Source organism: Streptomyces sp. NBC_01431 (assembly GCF_036231355.1).
GTDB lineage: Bacteria > Actinomycetota > Actinomycetes > Streptomycetales > Streptomycetaceae > Streptomyces.
The window spans coordinates 3908357-3929850 of the sequence record NZ_CP109496.1 but is presented as its reverse complement, the minus strand read 5'-3'; the positions used below and the strand labels follow the sequence as shown (position 1 = coordinate 3929850).

The 21494-nt window shown below is 69.8% G+C and carries 20 protein-coding genes and 4 tRNA genes; 11 read left to right on the top strand and 13 right to left on the bottom strand.

Annotated elements, in window-relative coordinates; genetic code table 11:
* Positions 1–336 precede the first annotated feature (336 nt).
* Complete coding sequence (locus OG522_RS18045; protein ID WP_329463997.1) at positions 337–1827, top strand: N,N-dimethylformamidase beta subunit family domain-containing protein; 1491 nt, start codon at positions 337–339, stop codon at positions 1825–1827.
* 121 nt (positions 1828–1948) lie between these two features.
* Entirely contained in the window at positions 1949–2848 is a 900-nt protein-coding gene (locus OG522_RS18040) for a phosphoribosylaminoimidazolesuccinocarboxamide synthase (protein WP_329463996.1), read from the top strand.
* Positions 2849–2895: 47 nt separating this feature from the next.
* On the opposite strand, the gene OG522_RS18035 is transcribed toward OG522_RS18040, so the two are convergent.
* The 8 genes from OG522_RS18035 to OG522_RS18000 all read right to left on the bottom strand — a co-directional run bounded on the left by OG522_RS18035 (position 2896) and on the right by OG522_RS18000 (position 7404).
* Positions 2896–2968 (bottom strand) — tRNA-Gly (locus OG522_RS18035).
* Positions 2969–2990: 22 nt separating this feature from the next.
* Positions 2991–3602 (bottom strand): response regulator transcription factor, encoded by a 612-nt coding sequence (locus OG522_RS18030; protein WP_329463995.1) that lies wholly within the window; start codon positions 3600–3602, stop codon positions 2991–2993.
* Positions 3599–4816: a sensor histidine kinase gene (locus OG522_RS18025; RefSeq protein ID WP_329463994.1), complete on the bottom strand. Its 1218-nt coding sequence runs from the start codon at positions 4814–4816 to the stop codon at positions 3599–3601. Before OG522_RS18025 ends, OG522_RS18030 begins: the two co-directional genes overlap by 4 nt.
* A gap of 18 nt (positions 4817–4834) precedes the next feature.
* Entirely contained in the window at positions 4835–5650 is an 816-nt protein-coding gene (locus OG522_RS18020) for an ABC transporter permease (RefSeq protein WP_329463993.1), read from the bottom strand.
* Positions 5647–6591, bottom strand: a complete 945-nt coding sequence (locus OG522_RS18015) for an ABC transporter ATP-binding protein (RefSeq protein WP_329463992.1) — start codon at positions 6589–6591, stop codon at positions 5647–5649. Before OG522_RS18015 ends, OG522_RS18020 begins: the two co-directional genes overlap by 4 nt.
* Before the next feature lie 132 nt (positions 6592–6723).
* A tRNA-Gly gene (locus OG522_RS18010) sits at positions 6724–6796 on the bottom strand.
* A 95-nt stretch (positions 6797–6891) separates the two neighbouring features.
* Positions 6892–6963: transfer RNA gene (locus tag OG522_RS18005), tRNA-Gly, on the bottom strand.
* Between the two features lie 123 nt (positions 6964–7086).
* On the bottom strand, positions 7087–7404 hold the full coding sequence (locus OG522_RS18000) for a histone-like nucleoid-structuring protein Lsr2 (RefSeq protein ID WP_329463991.1): 318 nt from the start codon (positions 7402–7404) through the stop codon (positions 7087–7089).
* A gap of 329 nt (positions 7405–7733) precedes the next feature.
* Here OG522_RS18000 and purS point away from each other — a divergent pair, with 329 nt between their 5' ends.
* The 3 genes from purS to purL are packed head-to-tail and all read left to right on the top strand — an operon-like array spanning position 7734 to position 10911.
* Positions 7734–7988, top strand: coding sequence for a phosphoribosylformylglycinamidine synthase subunit PurS (gene purS / locus OG522_RS17995; protein ID WP_120722307.1), 255 nt, complete (start codon positions 7734–7736; stop codon positions 7986–7988).
* On the top strand, positions 7985–8665 hold the full coding sequence (purQ, locus tag OG522_RS17990; RefSeq protein ID WP_329463990.1) for a phosphoribosylformylglycinamidine synthase subunit PurQ: 681 nt from the start codon (positions 7985–7987) through the stop codon (positions 8663–8665). Before purS ends, purQ begins: the two co-directional genes overlap by 4 nt.
* Positions 8662–10911, top strand: a complete 2250-nt coding sequence (gene purL, locus OG522_RS17985; RefSeq protein ID WP_329463989.1) for a phosphoribosylformylglycinamidine synthase subunit PurL — start codon at positions 8662–8664, stop codon at positions 10909–10911. Before purQ ends, purL begins: the two co-directional genes overlap by 4 nt.
* A 59-nt stretch (positions 10912–10970) precedes the next feature.
* Here purL and OG522_RS17980 read toward each other — a convergent pair whose 3' ends face one another.
* Positions 10971–12455 (bottom strand): MFS transporter, encoded by a 1485-nt coding sequence (locus OG522_RS17980; protein WP_329463988.1) that lies wholly within the window; start codon positions 12453–12455, stop codon positions 10971–10973.
* 78 nt (positions 12456–12533) lie between these two features.
* Between OG522_RS17980 and OG522_RS17975 the strand changes: the two genes are divergently transcribed.
* From OG522_RS17975 to purM, 4 genes are all read left to right on the top strand, one after another.
* Entirely contained in the window at positions 12534–13175 is a 642-nt protein-coding gene (locus OG522_RS17975; protein ID WP_329463987.1) for a TetR/AcrR family transcriptional regulator, read from the top strand.
* A gap of 10 nt (positions 13176–13185) precedes the next feature.
* Positions 13186–13983 carry a maleylpyruvate isomerase family mycothiol-dependent enzyme gene (locus tag OG522_RS17970; protein WP_329463986.1) on the top strand — a complete coding sequence of 266 codons (798 nt, stop codon included), beginning with the start codon at positions 13186–13188 and terminating at the stop codon, positions 13981–13983.
* A 488-nt stretch (positions 13984–14471) separates the two neighbouring features.
* Positions 14472–15998 (top strand): amidophosphoribosyltransferase, encoded by a 1527-nt coding sequence (purF, locus tag OG522_RS17965; protein WP_329463985.1) that lies wholly within the window; start codon positions 14472–14474, stop codon positions 15996–15998.
* A 34-nt stretch (positions 15999–16032) separates the two neighbouring features.
* Positions 16033–17103, top strand: coding sequence for a phosphoribosylformylglycinamidine cyclo-ligase (gene purM, locus OG522_RS17960; protein WP_329463984.1), 1071 nt, complete (start codon positions 16033–16035; stop codon positions 17101–17103).
* Positions 17104–17210: 107 nt separating this feature from the next.
* Here purM and OG522_RS17955 read toward each other — a convergent pair whose 3' ends face one another.
* Together OG522_RS17955 and OG522_RS17950 are read right to left on the bottom strand one after the other, a co-directional pair.
* Positions 17211–17471: a DUF3073 domain-containing protein gene (locus tag OG522_RS17955; RefSeq protein WP_329463983.1), complete on the bottom strand. Its 261-nt coding sequence runs from the start codon at positions 17469–17471 to the stop codon at positions 17211–17213.
* Between the two features lie 280 nt (positions 17472–17751).
* Positions 17752–18849: a Leu/Phe/Val dehydrogenase gene (locus OG522_RS17950; RefSeq protein ID WP_329463982.1), complete on the bottom strand. Its 1098-nt coding sequence runs from the start codon at positions 18847–18849 to the stop codon at positions 17752–17754.
* Between the two features lie 165 nt (positions 18850–19014).
* On the opposite strand from OG522_RS17950, the gene OG522_RS17945 reads away from it, so the two are divergent.
* On the top strand, positions 19015–19857 hold the full coding sequence (locus OG522_RS17945) for a hypothetical protein (RefSeq protein WP_329463981.1): 843 nt from the start codon (positions 19015–19017) through the stop codon (positions 19855–19857).
* 487 nt (positions 19858–20344) lie between these two features.
* The gene (bldC, locus tag OG522_RS17940) at positions 20345–20551 is read left to right on the top strand and encodes a developmental transcriptional regulator BldC (RefSeq protein WP_003949541.1); all 207 of its coding nucleotides are present in this window, start codon (positions 20345–20347) and stop codon (positions 20549–20551) included.
* Positions 20552–20939: 388 nt separating this feature from the next.
* Here bldC and OG522_RS17935 read toward each other — a convergent pair whose 3' ends face one another.
* Positions 20940–21113 carry a DUF6274 family protein gene (locus OG522_RS17935; protein ID WP_329463980.1) on the bottom strand — a complete coding sequence of 58 codons (174 nt, stop codon included), beginning with the start codon at positions 21111–21113 and terminating at the stop codon, positions 20940–20942.
* A 244-nt stretch (positions 21114–21357) separates the two neighbouring features.
* Positions 21358–21432: transfer RNA gene (locus tag OG522_RS17930), tRNA-Asp, on the bottom strand.
* Positions 21433–21494 lie beyond the last annotated feature (62 nt).

Here is a 21494-nt window from a genome sequence, read left to right as displayed (position 1 = left end):
CCACGCTGTGCCCCCTGGGCCCCACTCCCTCGGCCCGCGCTCAACCCTGGCGCCCCCGTCCCGCCCCCTCAACCCTGGCGCCCCCCGCCCGCCCCCTCACGCCCCCCGGTGAACCCCAGTGCCCCCTGTCCACCCCGCCCTCCTCCGCCCCCTCACCTGCTCACATCCGGAACGTCAACTTCCCCTTCACGTCAATTCGCGACGAACGGTGACGGAGTGCGTGCGTTATGTGATGTGCTGGAGACCGGTAGCTGACAGGCGGCGCGTCACAGTCGTACCGCCGTGGCACCAAAACGCCGCACCGATGACGGCACGGGGGATCGAGGAGGGAGTGACATGGGGGCGGAACGGTCGGACCACATCCCGCGCTGGGAATCCGGGGCCCTCGCGCACGCCGTCTCGGACCCCTTCGGGCAGGGCCCACTGCCCTGGCTGCGCGGCAGCGAGACCTACTTCGACGACACGGGCCACGTGGTGCCCTGGTACGTCGACCACCTCCCGGTCCAGCGCGGCACCCCGCGCAGCACCGCCCGCATCACCGGCCCCCGCACCGCCGACGACGTACGCCAGCAGATCAAGGGGTTCGCCTCCAGCGGTGCCGTCGAACCCGGCGAGGCCATCGACTTCCACATCACCGTGAACCCGCCGCAGCAGTTCACCGTCGACATCTACCGGATCGGGCACTACGGCGGCGACGGAGCCGCGAAGATCACCACCAGCCCGCGGCTCTCCGGAATCGTCCAGCCGCTGCCGCTCGCCGCCGACCGGACCGTCTCCTGCCACCACTGGTGGCAGTCCTGGCGCTACCAGGTCCCCTCGCACGCGTCGATCGGCGCCCACGTCGCCGTGCTGACCACCGCCGACGGCTACCGCTCGCACATCCCGTTCACCGTTCGCGACAGCCACCCGGCGGATCTGCTCCTGCTGCTGCCCGACATCACCTGGCAGGCCTACAACCTCTATCCGGAGGACGGCCGCACCGGCGCCAGCCTCTACCACGCCTGGGACGACGAGGGCCGCCTCCTCGGTGAGGAGGACGCGGCGATCACCGTCTCCTTCGACCGGCCGTACGCGGGCGCGGGTCTGCCCCTGCACGTCGGCCACGCCTACGACTTCATTCGCTGGGCCGAGCGCTACGGCTACGACCTCGCCTACGCCGACGCCCGCGATCTGCACGCCGGCCGAGTGGATCCCTCCCGCTACCGCGGCCTGGTCTTCCCCGGCCACGACGAGTACTGGTCGGCCCCGATGCGCCGCACCGTGGAGCTGGCCCGCGAGGGCGGCACCTCGCTCGTCTTCCTGTCCGCCAACACCCTTTACTGGCAAGTCGAGTTGGGGCCGTCGCCGTCCGGGGTACCCGACCGTCTGCTGACCTGCCGCAAGCGACGCGGCCCCGGCCGGCCCGCCCTGTGGCGCGAGGTCGCGCGCGCCGAGCAGCAACTCCTCGGCATCCAGTACGCGGGCCGGGTCCCCGAGCCGTACCCCATGGTCGTCCGCAACGCCGACCACTGGCTGTGGGAGGCGACCGGCGCCGGTGAGGGCGACGAGATCGAGGGTCTGGTCGCGGGCGAGGCCGACCGCTACTACCCGCGCACCGCGCTCCCTGAGCACCAGGACCGCATTCTGCTCGCCCACTCCCCGTACCGGGACGGCGAGCAGAACGCCCGTCACCAGGAGACCTCCCTGTACCGGGCCCCCTCCGGCGCGCTCGTCTTCGCCGCCGGCACCTTCGCCTGGTCCCCGGCCCTGGATCGGCCCGGCCATGTGGACGCCCGCATTCAGCGGGCCACCGCCAACCTCCTGGACCGCATCTGCAAGCGGGACTGACTCCGCCTCCGCGGGGCCGACCGGATCCGGCCGGGGGCTCCGGGCCCGACCCGCGACCGCCGGGCCCGGCCGCATGCGAGAGAATCGGAATCGCTCCTGGATCAACCTACGCGGAGGAACCGTGTCCGGATTCGTAGAAAAGCCCGAGCCGCTCCAGGTTCCGGGCCTCACCCACCTCCACACGGGCAAGGTGCGTGACCTCTATCAGAACGAGGCCGGCGACCTGGTCATGGTCGCCAGCGACCGGATGTCCGCGTACGACTGGGTGCTGCCCACCGAGATCCCCGACAAGGGCCGGGTGCTCACCCAGCTCTCGCTGTGGTGGTTCGACCTGCTCACCGACCTCGTGCCCAATCACGTCATCTCCGACGAGCTCCCCGAAGGCGCCCCCGCCGACTGGGCGGGCCGCACCCTGGTGTGCCGGTCGCTCGCGATGGTCCCGGTGGAGTGCGTCGCCCGCGGCTACCTGACCGGATCGGGCCTCGTCGAGTACAACCAGTCCCGTACGGTGTGCGGTCTCGCGCTGCCCGAGGGCCTGTCCAACGGTTCCGAGCTGCCCGCGCCGATCTTCACGCCCGCCACCAAGGCCGCCGTCGGCGACCACGACGAGAACGTGAGTTACGAGGAGGTCGCCCGCCAGATCGGTGCGGAGACCGCCGCCGAGCTGCGCCAGGCCACCCTCGCCGTGTACGGCAGGGCCCGCGACATCGCGCTGGAGCGGGGGATCATCCTCGCCGACACCAAGTTCGAGTTCGGTTTCGCGGGCGAGGAGCTCGTCATCGCCGACGAGGTGCTCACCCCGGACTCCTCGCGCTTCTGGCCGGCCGCCACCTGGGAGCCGGGCCGCGCCCAGCCGTCCTACGACAAGCAGTACGTGCGCGACTGGCTGACCTCGCCGGCCTCCGGCTGGGACCGCACCTCCGAGCGGCCGCCGCCCGCGCTGCCCCAGCAGGTCGTGGACGCGACGCGGGCCAAGTACGTCGAGGCGTACGAGGTCCTCACCGGCAACAGCTGGTCGTAGACAGCGAGAAGCCCCCCGGCCGAGCGGCCGGGGGGCTTCTTCTTCTGAGCGAACGACGAGGTTCGAACTCGCGACATCCACCTTGGCAAGGTGGTGCTCTACCAGCTGAGCTACGTTCGCATGCGCCGTGGCGCGGAGACCACTATACCCAACCGCGCTCGCGGGCGAGACGCACGGCCGTGTGACGGTTCTCCGCGCCCAGCTTCGCGGCGGCCGAGGACAGGTAGTTGCGCACCGTTCCCTGGGACAGCGCGGCCCGCTCGGCGATCTCCGCGACGGGTGCCCCGTCGGCCGCGAACCCCAGCACCTCGGCCTCGCGCGCGGTCAGCGGCGAGTCCCCGGCGGAGATCGCGTCGGCCGCCAACTCCGGGTCCACATAACGGTTTCCGGCGTGCACGGACCGGATGATCTCGGCGAGGCGCTGGGCGCTCACCGTCTTCGGTACGAAGCCGCGCACCCCCGCCGACAGTGCCCGCTTGAGGTGTCCGGGACGGCCGTGGCTGGTCACGATCATGGTCCGGCAGGACGGCAGCTCGGCCCGCAGCGTTGTGGCCACTGTCACACCGTCCGCACCCGGCATCTCCAGATCGAGCACCGCGACGTCGGGCCGGTGCGCCCGCGCCATCGCGAGGGCCTCGGGCCCGGACGCGGCCTCCGCGACCACCGTCAGATCGTCCTCCAGGCCGAGCAGGGCGGCCAGCGCGCCCCGGATCAGATGCTCGTCGTCAGCGAGCAGCACCCGTACCCGCGTCATCGGGGCACCTCCGCGGTCAGCCGGAAAAGGCCGCCGCCGGCCGGCCCCGCCTCCAGGGTGCCGCCGATCGCCGAGAGGCGTTCGCGCAGCCCCGCGAGGCCGGAGCCGGGGGTGCCGGCCGGGCGCTCGGGCACGCCGTCGTTCTCGACAACCAGGGTCGCGGTGCGCTCGGTGAGGGCGAGCCGGATCGCCACCGCGCGGGCGTCCCCGTGCCGCAGCACATTGGTGGTGGCCTCGCGCACCACCCAGCCGAGCGCCGACTGCGCCTCGACGGGCAGCCCGTCCGCCGGGCCGCTGAAGTCGCAGCCGATCCCGGCCGCCTCCAACACCCCCCGGGCGCCCTCGATTTCGACGCCGAGGTCCGCCTCGCGATAGCCGCGCACCACTTCCCGTACCTCCTTCTGAGATTCCTGCGCGATGCGCTGCACCTCCACCATCTGCGCCACCGCCTCCGGCCGGCCGCGCTGGGCGAGCTGGACGGCGAGCTCCGCCTTGAGCGCGATGACGGCGAGGTTGCGGCCGAGCACGTCGTGCATGTCCCGTCCGAAGCGCAGCCGTTCCTCGGCGACGGCGAGGCGCGCCTCGGTCTCGCGGGCGCGGTCCGACTCCCACATCACCGACAGCGTCCAGGCCCCGCAGCGCGACACCAGCAGGTTGTACGCGCCGGACAGGGCGGCCGCGAGCGCCAGGGAGACCACGCGCGCGGCCGGCACTCCGGCCAGGGTGAACGCCACGGCGGTCGGGACGGCGAGCAGGGCGGACCGCAGGAGGAACTTCCACGGCGTGGTGAGCATGCTGTACGTCATCCCGAAGGGCAGCACGACGTAGACCAGCACCAGGATGAGCTCGGTGTCCTTGATGCCGTGCCCCGCGTACAGCGCGGCGAGCAGGGCGATCGAGACCAGGCAGAGCACTCCGGCCACCACCAGCGGGCGGCGCGATGCCACGCCGCGCCCCAGGTACTGGTCCAGCGCGTCGCGGTGCGCCCGCAGGCCCTGGAAGGCCTGCACCGCGCCGGTCGCCAGAACGGCCCAGGCCAGGGCCCTCGCCAGCGGCTCGGGCCGCAGGTCCTGGATGACGAACGGCACGTCCCAGCTGATGAAGAGGAACCACGTCGAGCACCGCCAGATCAGCCGGCTCTGCACTTCGACCTTCTCGACCCTGCTGCGGTCCCGCCAGTGCCGCTGGTGCCATGCCCGTATCCGGCCGACCACGCCGCCGCCCCCTCGCCCTCAGCGCCGCGGCTCCCAGCGGAACCGCTTGCGCACCACCAACACCGCGATGAACGTCCAGACAACCATGACGAGCAACTCCCGCAGCACGTCGCCCGCGCCCGTGCCGGTGGTCCAGCCGTCCCTGATCAGGCCGATGACCGGGGTCAGCGGCAGCATCTCGCACACAGCGGCCAGCTGGTCGGGCAGGGTGTCCAGCGGAACGACCATGCCCGAGCCGAGGATGGACACCATCATCAGCGGCAGGACCGCGATCTGGGCGGCCTCCGCGGACTTGGTGAGCGCGGCCGTCGCCGCGGCGAGCGCCCCCATCAGGCCCATGCCGAGCAGCAGCCCGACGGCCGCGAGCCACACCGTGCCGGGCACCGGCACATCCATCAGGACCGCGCAGCCCGCCGCGAGCAGCACGGACTGCGCGAGCCCGAGGACCAGCGCGGGCAGCGCCGCCCCGGCCAGGATCTCCAGGTCCCGCAACTCGCCCGTGCGCAGCCGCTTCAAGACGAGTTCCTCACGGCGTATGACATAGACGCCGCTCAGCGTCGAGTACACCGCGAACAGCAGGACGTAGCCGAGTGCGCCGGGCAGCAGCACGGTCCCGACGGTGAGCCCGGCCCGTTTCAGGTCCATGCTCTGGACGGCGGAGTACAGGGAGTAGGTGAGCAGGCTCGGCAGCGCGAGCATCGTGAACAGGGCGGACTTGTTGCGGCCGAGCAGGGTGAGTTCGGCCCGCCCGAGCGCCTTCATGCGGTCCGCCGCGTTGTTCGGCGTCCGCTCCCTGGCCCGTACCGGGCTGCGTACCGCGTCCAGGGTGCTCATCGAACCGTCTCCTTTTCCTCGCGCCGGCTCTGCGCGATCTTCAAGAACGCCTCTTCGAGCGAGGCCGAGCGCACATCGAGCCCCCGCAGCTCGACCCCGCTGTCGCGGGCCCACAACAGCAGCCCGGTGGCGGCCCGTTGGAGCTCGGCCGTCTTCAGCCTCACGGTGCGGCCGGACGTCTCGTGGCTGGTGACGCCGAGTGCGGCGAGCGGCGGCAGATCGCCCAGGTGGTAGCCGTCGGGCAACTCGAAGGCGATGTGTGACGGCTGGGCCGCGACCACGTCCTCGACGCGTCCGCTCGCCGCGATCCGCCCGTCGTGCAGGATCGCGAGCCGCTCGGCGAGCGCCTCGGCCTCCTCCAGGTGGTGCGTGGTCAGCAGGACGGTGGTGCCGCCGTCGCGCAGCGCCCGTACCAACTCCCAGGTGTCGCGCCGCCCTTCGGCGTCGAGCCCCGTCGTCGGCTCGTCCAGGAAGAGCACCTCGGGCCGCGAGAGCAGCGCCAGCGCCAGGTCGAGCCGCCGTTTCTCGCCCCCGGACAGCTGCTTCACGCGTACGTCGGAGCGCCGGGCGAGGCCGACGACTTCGAGCGCCTCCTCCACCGGCCGGGCCCCACTGGTGCAGCCCGCCCACATCCGTACGGTCTCGGCGACGGTCAACTCGGCTGGAAAGCCGCCTTCCTGGAGCATCACCCCGGTACGGGGCCGTACGGCGGCCCGCTCGGTGTACGGGTCGTGCCCCAGCACCCGCACGCTGCCGCCGCTCGGCCGGGCGAGACCTTCGAGGAGTTCGACGGTGGAGGTCTTGCCCGCGCCGTTGGTGCCGAGCAGCGCGAAGAGTTCGCCGCGCGCCACCGAGAAGGAGATTCCGGAAACGGCCTCGAAGCCACCGGCGTAGGTCCGCCGCAGCTCCTCGACCTCGATCACATCTGCTGTGCCTGCCATGACTTCAGCGTTCCGCGGGAAGGGAGGCGGGGGCAGTGCGCGCTGTCATCGCCGCGCATGACAAATGTCAGGAGTGAACCGGGACATGACTAAGGCCCCGGTTCGATGAACCGGGGCCTTTAGTGCTTCCTGAGCGGACGACGAGATTCGAACTCGCGACCCTCACCTTGGCAAGGTGATGCTCTACCAACTGAGCCACGTCCGCATGCCTCCGACCACACGCTCCTCAAAAAGAGGGGCCACTGGGCGGTGCGAGCACTACTCTACCTGATCCACAAGGATGACTGGTAGGCAATGCAGAGCGGGTGACAGGAATTGCACACTGCGCCTTCCCCCTGGAAGGGGGATGTTCTACTACTGAACTACACCCGCACGCTCCGGTGGACCGGGCCTTTCGGCCTTGCCCCTCGGCGTGCTCCAGACTCTAGCTGATCAGCAGGGGGGGTTTGCAACTCCGGTGGCCGGGGCGGCCGCAGAGCAGCCCCGGCCGGGAGGTCAGCTCGCCTCGGCGAAGGCCTCGTAGACCTTCTTCGGGATCCGGCCGCGGGCCGGCACGTCCATCTTGTTGGAGCGGGCCCAGGCCCGGACGGCCGCCGGGTCGGGGGCGACGGCGGTGTGCCTGAAGGTCTTCCCGGACTTCGACTGCTTGCGGCCCGCCGACACGTAAGGCGCGAGCGCCTTGCGCAGTTTCTTTGCATTGGCGGGATTGAGGTCGATCTCGTAGACCTTTCCGTCCAGGCCGAACGTGACCGTTTCCGCCGCTTCTCCGCCGTCGATGTCATCGGAGAGTGTGACCACTACGCGCTGAGCCACGGATATCGGTTCCTTCCTACGGTGTCGCCAGTCGCACATGGGCACATGCCTGACGTGCGGCGATACCGGCCTTCCGGCTGTTATGGAGCAATGTTGCTTTCGCTGAGATTCCTTTGTACAGCGACACCCATTGCAATGTGAAGCCCAGCCAATTGCATCAGCGTGTCCCGACGCAATGACTTCGGCGACTTTTTCTCGGGATTTTTCCCACGTGTTGTCGCGGCCGAAACCGGAACGTGATCAGGTGTTAGCGATATCTACCCGCGTAGATTTTCCGGGCGGGTACTCTGAGGGAACCGCCTTCGCACCACACCACACCGGGAGTGCCAGTGGCACGCGTCGTAGTCGACGTCATGCTCAAGCCGGAAATCCTCGACCCGCAGGGACAGGCGGTGCAGCGCGCACTGCCCCGTCTCGGCTTCGAGGGGATCGGCGACGTACGTCAGGGAAAGCGTTTCGAGCTGGAAGTGGACGGGCCGGTCGATGAGGCCGCCCTCGCCCGCATCCACGAGATGGCCGAGACCTTCCTCGCCAACACCGTCATCGAAGACTTCACCGTCAAGGTCGAGGAGCAGTCCAAGTGACTGCACGCATCGGCGTTGTCACCTTCCCCGGAACTCTCGACGACCGGGACAGTCTGCGGGCTGTGCGCATCGCGGGCGCCGAGCCGGTTTCGCTCTGGCACCGTGACAAGGACCTCAAGCAGGTCGACGCGGTCGTCCTCGCCGGCGGTTTCTCCTACGGCGACTACCTGCGGGCCGGGGCCATCTCCCGGTTCTCGCCGGTGATGGAGACGATCATCGAGCAGGCGAAGGCCGGTCTTCCGGTCCTCGGCATCTGCAACGGCTTCCAGATCCTCACCGAGTCCCACCTGCTGCCGGGCGCCATGCTCCGCAACAACCACCTGCACTTCATCTGCCGCGAGCAGAAGCTGCGGGTGGAGAACGCGGAGACCGCCTGGACCGCCGACTACTCGGTGGGCCAGGAGATCCAGGTTCCGCTCAAGAACATGGACGGCCGCTACGTCGCCGACGAGCGCACCCTTGACGAGCTGGAGGCCGAGGGCCGGGTCGCGTTCCGCTACCTGGACGTCAATCCCAACGGCTCGCTCCGTGACATCGCCGGCATCACCAACGCCGCCGGAAACGTCGTCGGCCTGATGCCGCACCCCGAGCACGCCGTGGAGCCGCTGATCGGTACGGGCCGTACCGACGGCCTCGGATTCTTCACCTCGATCCTGAAGAAGCTGGTCAACGCATGACTCTCGACACTGTCAAGCACGCCGCCGAGACCCCGGACGTCGAGCAGCCCTGGAAGGAGCTCGGCCTCAAGGAGGACGAGTACGCGCGCATCCGGGAGATCCTCGGCCGCCGCCCGACCGGCGCCGAGCTCGCCATGTACTCGGTCATGTGGTCCGAGCACTGCTCGTACAAGAGCAGCAAGGTCCACCTGAAGCAGTTCGGCGACAAGGTCCCCGAGAACGACGCCATGCTGGTGGGCATCGGCGAGAACGCGGGCGTCGTGGACGTCGGCCAGGGGTACGCGGTCACCTTCAAGGTCGAGTCGCACAACCACCCCAGCTACATCGAGCCCTACCAGGGCGCGGCCACCGGCGTCGGCGGCATCGTCCGCGACATCCTCGCCATGGGTGCCCGCCCGGTCGCGGTCGTGGACCCGCTGCGCTTCGGTGCGGCCGACCACCCGGACACCAAGCGGGTACTGCCGGGCGTCGTCGCGGGCATCGGCGGCTACGGCAACTGCCTGGGCCTGCCGAACATCGGTGGCGAGGTCGTCTTCGACGCCTGTTACCAGGGCAACCCGCTGGTCAACGCCGGCTGCATCGGTGTGATGAAGCACGAGGACATCCACCTCGCGAAGGCGTCGGGCCCCGGCAACAAGGTCATCCTGTACGGCGCCCGCACCGGCGGCGACGGCATCGGCGGTGTCTCGGTGCTCGCGTCCGAGACCTTCGAGTCGACCGGTCCGGCCAAGCGACCGGCGGTCCAGGTCGGCGACCCGTTCCAGGAGAAGCTCCTCATCGAGTGCACCCTTGAGATTTTCAAGGAGAAGCTCGTCGCGGGCATCCAGGACCTGGGCGGGGCGGGCCTGTCGTGCGCGACCTCGGAGCTCGCGAGCGCGGGTTCCGGCGGCATGCGCGTCGAGCTGGACACCGTCCACCTGCGTGACTCCTCGCTCTCGCCCGAGGAAATCCTCATGAGCGAGTCGCAGGAGCGCATGTGCGCGGTGGTCGAGCCGCAGCACGTCGAGCGCTTCATGGAGATCTGCGAGAAGTGGGACGTCATCGCCACCGTCATCGGTGAGGTGACCGAGGGCTCCCAGCTGGAGATCTTCTGGCACGGCGAGCAGATCGTGGACGTACCGCCGCGCACCGTCGCCCACGAGGGCCCGGTCTACCACCGGCCCTTCGCCCGTCCCTCCTGGCAGGACGCGCTCCAGGCCGACGACGCGGGCAAGCTCGCTCGTCCGCGGTCCGGCGCGGAGCTGAGGGACCAGGTCCTGAAGCTGGTCGCCTCCCCGAACCAGGCCTCCAAGGCGTGGATCACCGACCAGTACGACCGTTTCGTGCAGGGCAACACGGTGCTCGCGATGCCCGAGGACGCGGGCATGGTCCGGATCGACGAGGAGTCGAACCTGGGCGTGGCCATGGCGACCGACGGCAACGGCCGGTACGCCAAGCTCGACCCGTACACCGGTGCGCAGCTGGCGCTCGCCGAGGCCTACCGCAACGTGGCGGCCTCCGGCGCGAAGCCGCTGGCCATCTCGGACTGCCTCAACTTCGGCTCCCCCGAGGACCCGGACGTGATGTGGCAGTTCGCCGAGGCCACCCGTGGGCTCGCGGACGGCTGCCTCCAGCTCGGCACCCCGGTGACCGGCGGCAACGTCTCGCTCTACAACCAGACCGGCGAGACGGCCATCCACCCGACGCCCGTCGTCGCGGTGCTCGGCGTGATCGACGACGTGAACCGGCGCACCCCGATCGCGTTCGCCGAAGAGGGCCAGCTGCTCTACCTCCTCGGTGACACCCGCGAGGAGTTCGGCGGCTCGGCCTGGTCCGAGGTCATCCACAACCACCTCGGCGGCCTGCCGCCCAAGGTGGACCTGGACCGCGAGAAGCTGCTGGGCGAGATCCTGATCTCGGGCTCGCGCGACGGCATGATCGACGCCGCGCACGACCTGTCGGACGGCGGTCTGATCCAGGCGGTGACCGAGTCCTGCCTGAAGGGCGGCAAGGGCGCGCGCCTCGTCGTTCCGGACGGGCTCGACGCCTTCACGTTCCTCTTCTCCGAGTCGGCGGGCCGCGCGATCGTCTCCGTGCCGCGCTCCGAGGAGCTGCGCTTCACCGACATGTGCGGTGCGCGCGGTCTTCCGGCGGTCCGGATCGGTGTCGTGGACGGTGAGAGCATCGACGTCCAGGACGAGTTCACTCTGGAACTGAGCGAGCTCCGCACGGCCTACGAGGCGACCATTCCGGCTCTGCTGGCCTAGTACCGCCTCAACTCCTCGGCCCCGTACCCCTGTTGAGGGGGTACGGGGCCGAAGTGCGTTCAGGCCGCGACGAGTTCCCTCTCCTGGATGGGCTCGTACGCTGCCGGGCCGGTCTCGGCCGGGAGCCTGGCGGCCAGGACCGCGGCCACCGCCATGACCGCGGCGGCCACCAGGAAAACGACGTCCATCGCGGTGACGAAGCCGTGCACCGCCCGGTCGTGGGCGGCGCCGGTCAGGTGGGCGATGGCGCTGGTCGAGCCGCCGGGCACCTTCGCCTCGTACACCCGGCTGAGCAGGGTGCCGAAGACGGCGGCGCCCAGCGCGTTCCCGAGGGTCTGGAAGAACCGGATGCTGGTGGTGGCGACACCCAGCTGGTGGGCGGGGGCGGCGTTCTGGACGTACGGGATGAGCTGGCCCATGAGCAGGCCGAACCCGCAGCCCATGAGCAGCAGCCCGGTGCGGATCAGCCAGAGCGAGGTGCCGGCGTCGAGGGTGGCGAGCAGGGCGAGCGCGACGGTGGAGGTGACGGTGCCGATCACCACGGAGGTCTTCACGGACTGGCCCCGGGCGGTGAGCCTTCCGGCGGCGAGGCCCACGGCGGTCATGCCGAGCGCCATGGGGATGAGGTAGAGCCCGGCGGCGGCGGGGGCGAGCCCGCGCACCGCCTGGAGGTAGACCATGACGTAGACGAGCGCGCCCATCATCGCGGCGCCGAGCAGCCCCTGGATGGCGAATCCGTACCGGAGCTGGGGCACCTTGAACATCGACAGGGGCAGCACGGGCTCGGCGGCGGTCCGCTGGCGGTGCAGGAACAGCGCGAGGCAGACCACGCAGGCCGCGGCCAGGCCGAGGATCTGGGGCGAGCCCCACGCGTACTGCTGGCCGCCCCAACTGGTCAGCAGGAGAAGGCTGCTGGTGAACGCGGCGGCGAGGGCCGCGCCGAGGTAGTCGATGCGGTGGCGGACCGGGGAGACCGGGAGTTTCAGTACGAGGATCGCGGCGACCAGCGCGGTGATGCCGAGCGGCAGGTTGATGTAGAAGATCCAGCGCCAGTTGGCGTGGTCGGCCAGCGTGCCGCCGACCCAGGGGCCGACCGCCATACCCGTGCCGGCGACGATCCCGCCGATGCCGCTCCCCTTGTTGCCGCCCTTGCCGTCCGGGCCCTTGAGCTGGGCGAGCACGACCATCGTGACGCTCATGAGGCCGCCGCCGCCCAGGCCCTGGAGGGCGCGCGCCGCGATCAGTTCGGTCATGGACTGGGCGGCGCCGCACAGCGTGGAGCCGAGCAGGAAGGTGGCGACGGCGCCGACGAAGACCTTCTTGGCGCCGAGGCTGTCGCAGAGCTTTCCGTACAGCGGCAGCGCCGCGGCCGAGGCGAGCGCGAACGTGCTGATCAGCCAGGGGATCTTGTCCACCCCGTGGGCCGGATCGAGATCGCGGGCGATGGGCACGGTGGCCGCCGAGACGATGTTCATGTCGAGCACGGCCAGCAGGATCGTGGCGATGCAGACGGCGAAGCCTATGAGGGTCTGGGTCTTGGTCATGGGCACCACCATGGCCTAGAAAATGTACCGGGTCAATCTTTCATCTCGGATTAAATTTCATCCTGGTACAGTGTTGTCATGGCTGATGGTGAGATGGGGCTGCGCGAGCGCAAGAAGCGCGAGACCGGGATGCGGATCTGGCGCGCCGCGCTGGACCTGTTCACCGAGCGAGGCTTCGACCACGTCTCCGTCGCGGAGATCGCCGCCGCCGCCGACGTCTCGAAGATGACCGTCTTCAACTACTTCGGCACGAAGGAAGACCTGGTCACCGCGCCGATGATGCACCACGTCGGCGATGTCGTACGGGCCGTGCGCGAACGCGAGCCGGGCGAGTCGGCGGTGGCCGCGGTGCGTCGGCAGTTCCTGGAGATGATCGAGGCGCGCGACCCGTCGGTCGGCCTCAACGACGACCCCCGCTCCCTCCAGGCCCGCCAACTCATCATGAACACACCGGTGTTGCTCCAGCGCGCGTCCGTCGCCTTCCGCGAAGCCCAGCAGGAGCTGGCCGAGCTGCTCGCCGAGGAGAGCGGCGATGCGATGCTCGCCGCGGTCGCCGCCGCCCAGCTGACCGGCGCCCGCAACGCGCTGATCACCGAACACCACCGCCGCATCCTCGGCGGGGAGTCCGTGCAGTGGGTCGTGACCGACGCCGCGGAGCGCGCCGAGCGGGCGTTCGCGCAGGTCGAAAACGGTCTGGGGAGTTATCCCGGCCCGGCGTAGGCTCGGTTTCATGCCCCCGGCCAAGAAGCGCACCCGCAGCTACGACCCGGCGAAGGTCCGGTCCGCCGTCCTCGCCCAGTTCGGCCACGTACGCGACGCCGTCCGCACGCTCACGCCCGCGCAGCTGGGTCGGCCCACCCGGCTCGGTGACTGGACGGTGCGCGAGCTCGCCGTGCACCACACGATGGCGCTCGGCATGCTGGAGCGCTACCTCGCCGAGGAGGAGCCGCTCAAGCAAGAGGTCGCGCTGCTCGACTGGCCGTTCGCGACGGCGGCCGCCGCTGGTCAAGTCGCGGACGGCACAAGGGAGTTGGCGGAGCGGGTCGGTGACCTGGACGCCCTGTTCGAGCGGCGGGCGACCCGCACCGCCGAGCTCTTCGACGCGACCGCCGACACCCGGCTCATGCCGACCCGGTTCGGCGCGATGACCTTCGCCGACGTCCTGGTGACCCGGGCCGTCGAACTCATCGTCCACACCGACGACTTGAACGACGCGCTGCCCGAACTCGGCATCCCCTACGACCGCCAGGCGCTCGCCGCCTGCACGCGGCTGCTCGCCGACGCGCTCGCCGTGAAGGCGCCCGGCGGCTCGGTCGAGGTGCGGATCCCGCCGTACGCGGTGGTGCAGTGCGTGGCCGGGCCCAAGCACACCCGGGGCACCCCGCCGAACGTGGTGGAGACCGACCCGCTCACCTGGATCCGGCTCGCCACCGGGCGTACGGGATGGGCCGAGGCGCTGAACGCGGCGCAGGTCGCGGCGAGCGGCGAGCGGGCGGACCTCACGGCGCTCCTGCCGGTGATGTCGTAGCCGCCCGGGGGCGGGCGGCCCGCCGGCCGTGACCCGGGCTCAGGTATGCCCGTACCGACCCGGGCGCGAGCGACCACGCACGGTCCGCGGTCGATAGCGGGTTCAGGGGTGCGGGGAACCGCGCGAGCAACCTTGCACGGTCCGCGGTCGATAGCGGGTTCATGGGTGCGGGGAACCGCGTGATCAGCGACTGCGGGCCGCGGGGTCCTCACGCAGCGCACACGCCCCAGGACCTGGCCCCCGGCCCAACCCCGCGCCGGAAGCGAACTCCGTCACACTCGGCACCGCCCCACGCCCCACCCCGGACGCAGTCGCAAACACCGCGAGCGGCCGACGCGTACCCCGGCCCACCTGCGGGTACGTGGCCGAAGGTCAGAAGGGGGCGGTCGCGGGAGGCCGAGGCACGAAAGCTACAAAAGAGGCCATCGCGGCCGTCTGTCGGTATCCCCAATTCGGACCAGTGGTCGATCTCGCCTACACTCGGTGGCGTGCCACGTGGTGACGGACGACTCAACCACGACCTGCTCCCCGGTGAGAAGGGCCCCCAGGACGCTTGCGGCGTCTTCGGTGTCTGGGCTCCGGGTGAAGAGGTCGCGAAGCTCACTTACTTCGGGCTCTACGCCCTCCAACATCGGGGCCAGGAATCCGCGGGCATCGCGGTCAGCAACGGCTCCCAGATCCTCGTCTTCAAGGACATGGGACTTGTCTCCCAGGTCTTCGACGAGACCTCGCTCGGTTCCCTCCAGGGTCATATCGCGGTCGGTCACGCCCGCTACTCGACCACGGGTGCCTCCGTGTGGGAGAACGCTCAGCCGACCTTCCGGGCGACCGCCCACGGCTCGATCGCGCTCGGACACAACGGCAACCTGGTGAACACCGCGCAGCTCGCGGAAATGGTCGCCGAGCTGCCCAAGGAGAACGGGCGGGCTACTCAGCTCGCCGCCACCAACGACACCGATCTGGTCACCGCGCTCCTGGCGGGCCAGACGGACGACGACGGCAAGCCGCTGACCGTCGAGGAAGCGGCCGCGAAGGTCCTTCCGCAGGTGCAGGGCGCCTTCTCGCTGGTCTTCATGGACGAGCAGACCCTCTACTGCGCCCGTGACCCGCAGGGCATCCGCCCGCTGGTCCTCGGTCGCCTGGAGCGCGGCTGGGTCGTCGCCTCCGAGAGCGCCGCTCTCGACATCTGCGGCGCCAGCTTCGTCCGCGAGATCGAGCCGGGCGAGCTCGTCGCCATCGACGAGAACGGTCTGCGCACGTCCCGATTTGCGGACGCGAAGCCCAAGGGCTGTGTCTTCGAGTACGTCTACCTGGCGCGCCCGGACACCGACATCGCGGGCCGCAACGTCTACCTCTCCCGAGTGGAGATGGGACGGAAACTCGCCAAGGAAGCACCGGTCGAGGCCGATCTCGTCATAGCGACTCCGGAGTCCGGCACCCCCGCCGCGATCGGATACGCGGAGGCCAGCGGCATCCCGTACGGCTCAGGACTGGTGAAGAACGCCTATGTGGGCCGTACGTTCATCCAGCCCTCGCAGACCATCCGCCAGCTCGGCATCCGGCTCAAGCTGAACCCGCTGAAGGAAGTCATCCGCGGCAAGCGCCTGGTGGTCGTGGACGACTCGATCGTCCGCGGCAACACCCAGCGCGCGCTCGTGAAGATGCTCCGTGAGGCGGGCGCCGCCGAGGTCCACATCCGGATCTCGTCGCCGCCGGTGAAGTGGCCCTGCTTCTTCGGCATCGACTTCGCGACCCGCGCGGAGCTGATCGCCAACGGCATGACCATCGAGGAGATCGGCACGTCCCTGGGCGCCGACTCGCTCTCGTACATCTCGACCGACGCGATGATCGAAGCGACGACGATCCCCAAGGACAACCTCTGCCGCGCCTGCTTCGACGGCGTGTACCCGATGGAGCTCCCCGACCCCGAGCTGCTCGGCAAGCAGCTTCTGGAGTCCGAGCTGGCTTCCGGCCCCGCCGCGACCGCGGCAGCCGACGCCCTGCGCCGCCCGTAAAACCCTGCAGTACGACACGAAAGTTCTCTGAGCCATGTCATCCGAGACCACTGGTGCCAGCTACGCAGCCGCGGGCGTCGACATCGAAGCGGGCGACCGCGCCGTCGAGTTGATGAAGGAGTGGGTGAAGAAGACGAAGCGGCCCGAGGTCATGGGCGGCCTCGGCGGATTCGCCGGACTCTTCGACGCCTCGGCCCTCAAGCGCTACGAGCGCCCGCTGCTCGCCTCCGCCACCGACGGCGTCGGCACGAAGGTCGACCTCGCCCGCAAGATGGGCGTGTACGACACCATCGGCCACGACCTCGTCGGCATGGTCGTGGACGACCTGGTCGTGTGCGGCGCCGAGCCGCTGTTCATGACCGACTACATCTGCGTGGGCAAGGTCCACCCCGAGCGCGTCGCGGCCATCGTGAAGGGCATCGCCGAAGGCTGTGTGCTCGCGGGCTGCGCGCTGGTCGGCGGCGAGACCGCGGAGCACCCGGGCCTGCTCGGCCCCGACGACTTCGATGTCGCCGGCGCCGGTACGGGGGTCGTCGAGTACGACCAGCTGCTCGGTGCGGACCGCATCCGCGAGGGCGACGCGGTCATCGCGATGGCGTCCTCCGGGCTTCACTCGAACGGGTACTCACTCGTACGGCATGTGGTGTTCGACCGGGCCGGGATGACCCTGGACCAGCACGTCGAGGAGTTCGGCCGGACCCTCGGCGAGGAGCTCCTGGAGCCCACCAAGATCTACTCGCTGGACTGCCTGGCCCTGACCCGCACCACCGAGGTGCACGGTTTCAGCCACATCACCGGCGGCGGCCTTGCAAACAACCTGGCCCGGGTCATCCCGGACCACCTGCACGCCACCGTCGACCGCTCGACGTGGACGCCGGGCGCGGTCTTCGACCTCGTGGGCACGGCGGGCAACGTCGAGCGGCTCGAACTGGAGAAGACGCTCAACATGGGCGTCGGCATGATGGCGATCGTCCCCGGAGCCTCGGTCGACGTCGCGCTCCAGACCCTCGCGGACCGGGGCGTGGACGCCTGGGTCGCCGGTGAGATCCGCACCCGGGGCGAGCACCGCGACGGCGCCGAGCTGACGGGCGACTACGCCAAGTAAGCCGCTACAGGCAGCACGAAACCCGGTCTGGGGCGAAGGCCCCGGACCGGGTCGGTGTGCTCAGAGCAGCAGGAACGAAGGCTGCTGCGGAAGCGGGATCAGCGTAGTCAAGCGCCGCGGCGCTGCGACGACGGACCGGACTCTTCGTCCTCGTCCTCGTCGTCGTTCCCGTACAGCTCCGCATAGCGGGCGTACGGGTCATCCTCCTCGTCCTCCAGTGGCTCCGCGTTCGGCGGTTGGCTCACTGTCGGGTTCGGAGTAGATGCGCCCAGCTCGTTGGCCAGACGCGACAGGTCAGTCCCGCCGCTGCTGTACTTCAGCTGGCGGGCGACCTTCGTCTGCTTGGCCTTTGCCCGGCCGCGCCCCATGGCTCGACCCCCTCGGTGACGGGGCTCGACGGCCCCAGAGTCTTGACACGCGTTCATGATCCGGAACGGACTCTCCATGGAGAGTCCGTGTCCGTAGGGCTTCAACGGTACCTGCTTCCGCGGCCATACGGTACGCCGCCCGCATTACGCGCCACTTGGCAGAACCAACAAAGCGCCCTGTCCTCGCTGGTCAACCGCGATTTTAACCTCTTATTGGCGCCCGACCCGCCGACCGGCGTGAGTCATGTCTCTCAGCCCGGTCGGCGGGCCCCGGAGAGGCTCAGTGTTGACGTGCCTCCGCCATCCGCTGTTCGGCGATCCGGTCGGCCGCGGCGGCCGGCGGAATGCCGTCTTCCTTCGCACGAGCGAATATGGCGAGCGTGGTGTCGAAGATCTTCGCGGCCTTCGCCTTGCAGCGGTCGAAGTCGAAGCCGTGGAGCTCGTCGGCGACCTGGATCACACCGCCCGCGTTCACCACGTAGTCGGGTGCGTACAGGATCGCGCGGTCCGCGAGGTCCTTCTCGACGCCGGGGTGCGCGAGCTGGTTGTTGGCCGCGCCGCACACCACCTTGGCGGTGAGCACCGGCACGCTCTCGTCGTTCAGGGCGCCGCCGAGCGCGCACGGAGCGTAGATGTCGAGCCCCTCGGTGCGGATCAGCGCGTCCGTGGAGGGGGCGACGGCGACCTCGGGGTGCCGGGCGGCGATGGCGCGTACCGATTCCTCGCGCACGTCCGTGATCACGACCTCGGCGCCGTCCGAAAGCAGGTGATCGACGAGGTGGCGGCCGACCTTGCCGACGCCCGCCACGGCCACCTTGCGGCCGCGCAGCGTCGGGTCGCCCCACACGTGCTGGGCCGAGGCCCGCATGCCCTGGAAGACGCCGAAGGCGGTCAGTACCGACGAGTCGCCCGCGCCACCGTTCTCGGGGGAGCGGCCGGTGGTCCACTCGCAGGTACGGGCCACGACGTCCATGTCGGCCACATAGGTGCCCACGTCGCAGGCCGTCACGTAACGCCCGCCGAGGGACGCCACGAACCGGCCGTAGGCCAGCAGCAGTTCTGTCCTTTGCGGGGCCTCGATCGCGTCCGGGTCGCCGATGATCACGGCCTTGCCGCCGCCGTGGTCGAGCCCGGCCATGGCGTTCTTGTACGACATGCCGCGCGACAGGTTGAGGGCGTCGGCGATGGCCTCCGCCTCGGTCGCGTACGGGTAGAAGCGCGTCCCGCCCAGGGCCGGGCCCAGGGCGGTGGAGTGGATCGCGATGACTGCCTTGAGCCCACTGGCTCGTTCCTGGCACAGCACGACCTGTTCGTGGCCGCCCTGGTCGGCGCGGAACAGAGTGTGCAGTACGTCATCGGCGCCGGTCACATCGGTCACGGTGGTGACTCCCAAGTACGAAGCGGCGGTTGACGGCCCGCCGATGGGTGGTGGCGGGCCTGGTTGAGGAGCAGGTTAAGTCCTACGCGCCCGTAGATCGGGCTCAGTGCTGAGGATCACCCCCGTGGGCGCGCAGGGGCGCACTCCCGTGGGACGATGCGGAGCATGGCGCTGGTGTCCTCGGTGATCGTTCCGTACGCGTCCTACCTGCGGGTGTACGAGCCGCTGGCCGCCTTTCCCGAACCGGAGCGCGGCCACTGGCTGCGCTATGCCGAGCGCGGGCGCACTCCTACGGCCCAGGACGAACTCCGGCGCGCGTTGGCCGACTTGGTGGCCACCCCGCCCGTCCCGGTGCCGGTGCACGAGAGCGCGGACGCGTTCGTGGCGGAGGTCGACGGGGTGGTGTGCGTCTGTCCGTGGCGGACCCGGCTGCGCGGCTGGCAGGCGCTGGAGGGGCTGGAGGGCCAGTTCCCGGCGCCGGTGCTCGACGCCGTGCTGCCCGAGGTGGTGCGCCGGCAGGCCGCGGCGGACTACGAGCGCTGGCGGGAGAAGAACCCGGACGCCCGGCCCTGGATCTTGACCAGTGTTTGGCACGTTCCTGTGAGCTGGTTCACGGTCTTTTCGGACGAAGAGCGCGAGTATGTCCGAGGTAAGGGCGCGGCGGCGCCCGTGCTGCGCTACCGCACCCCGATGGTCCAGGCCCGCCGGCGCCTGGCCAGGGCGCTCAAGGCGGTGCGGGACCACATCGACGAGGGGCCGCTGACCGAGGGCCTGGTGGATGTCGGGCGGTGGCTGGAGGAGTTCCATCCGCGCTCGATGGTCGAGCTGGACTACGGGGGGCTCGTTCATGCCCTTCCTTGGCCCGCTCTGGAGGCGGACCGCTCAGCGGCGGATGTCGCGGAGGGGGTCGCCGCGCTGCGGGCCGGCGACGAGGCGGGCGCGGAGGAGGCGTACGGCCGATTCGCGGAGCGCTGGCGGGCCGTCAAGGAGCGCCGGATGGCCAACTGAGCCGCCGGGCCGTTTTCTGAGGGGCCTTCGAACGCTTGCCTTAGGACGTAGGTCCTGATACGGGCCTTTCCCTCAAGCGTGACGGAACGCACTTATCTCACCCTTGCGCCCAGACCCCACCCTCGTGCCAAAATAGGACAAGGGGTCCGGGGAGGATCCCTTTCCGCCCAACTGAGGGTGGAATGCTCGGTATTGCTTGCTATGGGGGGTCTGACGACTCCTGATCGCTCTGTGACTGATCGTCACTGTGGCGTGACTGTCCGCTATGGCATGGTCCATCGGCTTCCGTCGCTGATGAACACCTGGGAGGGCAATTCCATCGGTTTGGCCGACGTGGCTGGACGGATGGTGTAGTTGTAGTGCCGAGGACAAGCCGTTCGTCCTATAACCGACTCGGCTCGCGTCCGCCATTTCGGGCAACGCGGGTCAAGGTGCAGAATTTAGAGGAAAGAACCGAGAAGGTTCGGTTCTCCCGAGGAGGCCGCTCATGACCGCTCGCACCCCTGATGCCGAGCCGCTGCTGACCCCGGCTGAGGTCGCCACGATGTTCCGCGTGGACCCGAAGACGGTGACCCGCTGGGCCAAGGCTGGCAAGCTCACGTCCATCCGCACGCTGGGTGGGCATCGCCGGTACCGCGAGGCAGAGGTCCGCGCACTGCTGGCGGGTATTCCGCAGCAGCGTAGCGAGGCCTGAACAACACCCCAATAAATCCGGGCGTACTGGGGCCCCCACCCCGGCCAGGCCCGCCTATAGCTCCACATGACGCATGCCCGCCCCAACGGGTCGCGTCGTCGATCGCGCTGGACTCCGCCGGGTCCAGCGCGATCTTTTTATGTCCGGGCTTGTCCGGCACGTCCGGGAGGCTCCCCACCCCTGTTCCGACTACTGCGGAAGGGGTAATTCCGCACGCTCTGGCCGACGGCCGTTCGGGGGAGTGCAATTGCATATATTAAATGGGAGCGTTGTAGGGGGTGTGTAAGTTCACCCGTTCCGGAAACTCATTCCGTGACTCCCGTCACACCGTCAAGCCCGTCCTCGTACGAGCCTCCCACCGCCGGAATGGTCGCCGGGCCGCCAATGGTCACCGGTTGGAGGGTCTTTCGTCCTCGGGGCGCGCGGCCTCGGCGGGCTCCATGGCGAGCCGCAGGAGCCGGTGGCAGACGGCGCAGTGGCGGGTGAGGTGGCGGTAGCCCGAAGCGGCCGCCAGGTGGGCGCGCAGCAGCGCCCGCGTCTCGTGCCTCGACGACTGCGCCATGCGACACCTCCCGGGGCCCGCTTCCCCTCCTTGCAGGGGTACCGGCGGCAGGTGCCCCAGTCAAGACGGAAGCCGAAAACACCGAAGCCCCGCGTCCGAAAACGGATGCGGGGCTTCAACTGCCGCGTTCTTGACGGGATTTGCCGTGTCGCTGCGCGGCAGTGCCGTGGGACGCGGCCTTCGGGGGTGTGCCCGGGAAACACCGGAGCCCGCATCCGGTGGGGATGCGGGCTCCGATTTGCTGCGGTCCTGACGGGATTTGAACCCGCGGCCTCCACCTTGACAGGGTGGCGAGCACTCCAAACTGCTCCACAGGACCTGGTTTCGCAGCCCGTTGTGCTTGGCTGCGAGTCAGACTGTACCGCAGGTCAGCTGGTCAGG